The organism is Streptomyces sp. NRRL WC-3549, from assembly GCF_000721935.1.
Lineage (GTDB): Bacteria > Actinomycetota > Actinomycetes > Streptomycetales > Streptomycetaceae > Streptomyces.
In genome coordinates this window covers 395240-396628 of record NZ_KL585394.1, presented here as the reverse complement: position 1 = coordinate 396628, position 1389 = coordinate 395240, and the positions used below count along the sequence as shown (strand labels likewise).

The 1389-nt window shown below is 74.2% G+C and carries 1 protein-coding gene; it reads left to right on the top strand.

The window, feature by feature from the left end:
* Positions 1-237 precede the first annotated feature (237 nt).
* Positions 238-1389 (top strand): serine/threonine-protein kinase (locus IH13_RS0112565; protein WP_031083851.1); only part of this gene is annotated, 1152 nt, incomplete at its 3' end.

Genomic DNA, 1389 nt, shown 5'->3' with positions numbered 1-1389 from the left:
GGTGGGAGTAGGACGATGCGGGGGGCGCTGTGTGGACCGCCCTGCGGGTGTGCGGCGCCCGGGGCGGGCGGAACCAGCAGCGGCACCGCGGGGCGGCGGCGCCCCGGAGAAGCGCACGGCCGGGGGATCCGCCCCCGGGCCGCGTCATCATCTACCCCGGGACCCGGGACCATAACCGGTCCCGGGGTGAGGGACAATGAACGCTCTGCCAGGGCGGGTTGATCGCAGAGGGGACGCATGTCGGAGGCGGAGCAGGCACGGGAGCCCCAACGGGACAAGGAAGGGCGTCTTCTCGCGGGGCGGTACCGGCTCGGGGAGGTGCTCGGCCGGGGCGGCATGGGCACCGTCTGGCGTGCCGCCGACGAGACGCTGGGGCGCACGGTGGCGGTCAAGGAACTCCGGTTCCCCTCCGCCATCGACGAGGACGAGAAGCGACGGCTGATCACGCGCACCCTGCGTGAGGCGAAGGCGATCGCGAGGATCCGCAACACGAGCGCGGTGACGGTCTACGACGTGGTCGACGAGGACGACCGCCCGTGGATCGTGATGGAGCTGATCGAGGGCAAGTCGCTGGCGGAGGCGATCCGCGAGGACGGGACGCTGACGCCGAAGCGGGCGGCGGAGGTCGGTCTGGCCATCCTCGACGTGCTGCGCTCGGCGCACCGCGAGGGCATCCTGCACCGTGACGTGAAGCCGTCCAACGTACTGATCGCCGAGGACGGCCGGGTCGTCCTCACGGACTTCGGCATCGCCCAGGTCGAGGGCGACCCCTCCGTGACCTCGACGGGCATGCTGGTCGGCGCCCCGTCGTACATCTCGCCGGAGCGCGCGCGTGGTCACAAGCCGGGGCCGCCGGCCGACCTGTGGTCGCTCGGCGGACTGCTGTACGCCAGCGTCGAGGGCTGCCCGCCCTACGACAAGGGCTCGGCCATCGCGACGTTGACGGCCGTGATGACCGAACCGGTGGACGCGCCGAAGAACGCCGGACCACTGACGGAGGTCATCTACGGGCTGCTGACCCGGGACCCCGAACAGCGACTGGACGACGCCGGGGCGCGCGTCCTGCTCAACGCCGTGATCAACGCGCCGGACGCGCCCGCGGCACCGCCGGCCGACGCCACCCAGGTCATGGCGCTGCCCCTGCCCGGTTCGAAGAACGGGGACACCGGCGGCAAAGGATCCGGCCGGAAGGCGGCGGCGGGTACGGCCGCGGCCGGTCTCGTCGGCGGCCCGGCCGGCGCCGGGGCACCGGGGGCCGGCGCGGCTGCGGCCCCGGTCGCCGGTGCGGGCGGTGCTCCGGCGGCCGGCGGGTCCGGGGCGGGTGCCGGTACCGGGAGTGGTTCCGGAAGCGTCACGGGCAGCACCGGGGAGAGCACCCGGGAGCGGCTG